The following is a 2,626-nucleotide window of genomic DNA, read 5'->3' on the forward strand; positions in this document are numbered from 1 at the left end:
GTTTTGATGTCCAAGAAACGGGAGGCAGTTCATTTCTCAGCGGGGGCTTTTCGTGAACAGAACGCTGCCGCTTTGGTGCTGCAGCTTGCGTCTCCCACCTACCCTCACGACTGATGGGTGGGAGAAGTTTTGTAGGTAGCCCCTAGTGAACTAGTCGCTAGGGGCGTACCTGGGAGGCAGGCATTCCGGCACGAATGCTTGCAGCCTCCATGCGAGCCGGCTCGTAGCTCACCGCGCGCAAGCCGGAAGAGGCGGCGATCGCCTGAGTCTTTTCTCGCGTATTTTCCTGACGCTGGGTGGGTAGAAAAACCCAGCGGCGCTGAACCGCGAAGCTAATTGGGATCAGAATCAGTTCGGGCAGGATCTTGGCGACCAGCAGGGATGCCCCCAGGCCGATCAAAGCTTCCATCAGAGCTGCGTTGGCGGCGAGGATGCCCACCGCCAGCACGGCGTAACGTACCAGCGAAGAGGATGCGGAGGGGCGTGCGCCTCCTTCGTGCATGAGCATTCGGTTGACGGTGAAGTTCGTCAGCACCGAGATGACGCGGGCACCGACCACAGCTGCCAGCGCGGAGCGCCCATGCCCACCAGGACGAAGAGGGCGATAGCATCCACGAGGAAGCCGGTCAGGAAAGACGAAGCCAGGAAGGCAAGCAGCGGTGAGTAAATGAGCGCCGAGTCCTGCAGAGGCCTAAAATGGCTGGTCGGGTTGCCCGGCTCGTAGACCTTCACGATGGGTACCTGCACCAGCTCCACGTCTGCGCGGGTTGCGCGCAGGAGCATGGAGAATTCGTACTCGTACTTATCGCCGGGGATCTGCAGCAGCCAGTCCAGGATCTGCGGGGTGAAGCCGCGCAGACCGGTCTGGGTATCTGCCACGCGGGCGCCGGTCGCCAGGGCGAAGAAGCCTACGGTTGCACTGTTGCCAATCTTGGAGCGTAGCGGCACCTTAGTGCCTTCTTCGCCGGCGTTCGGGTCGGGACTGGTACGCACGCCGAGGATGATGCTCCTCTGACCTGCCACCGTGGCGGTTTCGGTGCGCACGCCCACACGGAAGATGTCCCGGGATAGGTGCTGGCCGTCCGCGTCGGCGGTGACGATGACCTCGCCGGGGCGGTTTGCTTTTGCCCAGGTGATGCCGGTGCGCGGTGCCGCACCCTTACCCTTGTTGACCGGGTGGGTCTGCACGGTCACGCCGTCGATACGCAGTTCGGTAAAGATTGGTGTGTAGGTGCTGCCGGATCCATCGTCAATGACGAGGATTTCGGTGGCCGGGTCCTGTTCGCGCAGGGCACGGGCAAGGCGGACTAATGATTGGTCCGGCTTATAGGCGGGTATCAGGATAATCACGATGCGCTCCCTGCAATGTAGAGGATGTCGCTGGTGCCACGTTCCTTGGTGCCACCCTGCGGGCGGTTGACCAGCTTGTTGTTGAAGACCATGGTGGAGGAGCCACCACCGTCCAGGTTGTAGGCGCTCACGCAGCCGAGGTCCTTGAACATCTGGGCGAACTCGGGAATGGTCACGCCGCGCGAGTAGTTGGTGGAGCGGCCGTCGACCACGATGAAGACCAGGTGGTTGGTGCCGAGCACGCCCACACCGGTTCGCGGCTGGTAGCCCTGGATGGAGTGGTTACCGAAGTTGGTGTCCACCTCGACGCTGTCGATGCCGTCGACGATTGCGGAGTCCTTGACCAGTGCGGGGCTAAAGGAGAGGGTGTTCCACACGCCCTCGTTGACGAGGGTCTGGGCGTTGGTTGCGGTTTCGTCGTAGAGTTTGACGGAGCCGTCGCGGTAGAAGGCCAAACCCTCGCGAGCGCCGGCGTCACGGTAGACAACACCGTTTCGGATCACGATGCCGGTGGTACGGAAGCCGTAGTAGTCGCCGTTGATCGCCCAGATGCCGTTGTGTTCGGAGGCAATGTTCGAGGGGGTGTCGATGATGTTCTGGCCGAACTTGTTGTTGGCGAAGGCGCTTCGCAGCAGGGTTGCGTTGTCGAGCTTGATGTCTGCTACGACGGAGACGACCGCGTCCGAGCCGCTGCCGGTGGTGTTGGAGGTGATGGTGATCGAGCCTTCGTTAGCGGTGAGGCTCTGGCCGTTGACCTTCACGCCGGTCAGTTGGTGGGGTCTGCGGTGGCGGAGCCGGAGGCGCTTGCGTTTGCCTGAGCTGCTGCCGCCTCGTAGGCGGTGGTGTCTTCGATTTTCGGTGTGCTCTGCCAGGTAGCGGTTGTATGCCCAGCCTGCACCGCCGCCGGCTACTGCGAGTGCGCCGAGGCCGCCGCCGATGAAGATTCGACGGGTGAGCTTCTTCTTGGCTAGCTTCTGCTCTGCGGCGGTTTGTGCTGCGTTAGCTTGTTCTGCCGCGGTCTGGTCAATGTTCTGAGTCATGTTCTGTTCGTTGTTCATGTCTCTAGAATGCCGGGCTATTCTCTGTGCCAGGCATGACTAAGCTGTGCAGAAGATATGTATACTTATTCATTTCAAACTTTTTTATTACTGCCTATGCTTTATTAGCAGATGATGCTATGCATATTCATGTATAAACATGTGTATTAGCTTCGCGTACCAAGCAGTTGAGCACCCACCGCATCCCCCCCCCCCCCCCCCCCCCCCCCCCCCCCCCC

Annotated in this window: 2 protein-coding genes and 1 pseudogene; all 3 read right to left on the reverse strand. The window is 60.9% G+C overall.

The window, feature by feature from the left end; translation table 11 throughout:
* Window positions 1-157: 157 nt before the first annotated feature.
* The gene (locus tag HMPREF2927_RS09160; RefSeq protein WP_233992180.1) at window positions 158-559 is read right to left on the reverse strand and encodes a GtrA family protein; all 402 of its coding nucleotides are present in this window, start codon (window positions 557-559) and stop codon (window positions 158-160) included.
* A complete protein-coding gene (locus HMPREF2927_RS00245) occupies window positions 529-1,350 on the reverse strand; it encodes a glycosyltransferase family 2 protein (RefSeq protein WP_233992181.1) in 822 nt (273 codons plus the stop codon). Before HMPREF2927_RS00245 ends, HMPREF2927_RS09160 begins: the two co-directional genes overlap by 31 nt.
* Window positions 1,347-2,408 (reverse strand): annotated as a pseudogene (locus HMPREF2927_RS00250) (phosphodiester glycosidase family protein). Before HMPREF2927_RS00250 ends, HMPREF2927_RS00245 begins: the two are co-directional and overlap by 4 nt.
* Window positions 2,409-2,626: the final 218 nt, after the last annotated feature.

Origin of the sequence: Rothia sp. HMSC061E04, from assembly GCF_001813685.1 — a bacterium.
Taxonomy (GTDB): domain Bacteria; phylum Actinomycetota; class Actinomycetes; order Actinomycetales; family Micrococcaceae; genus Rothia; species Rothia mucilaginosa.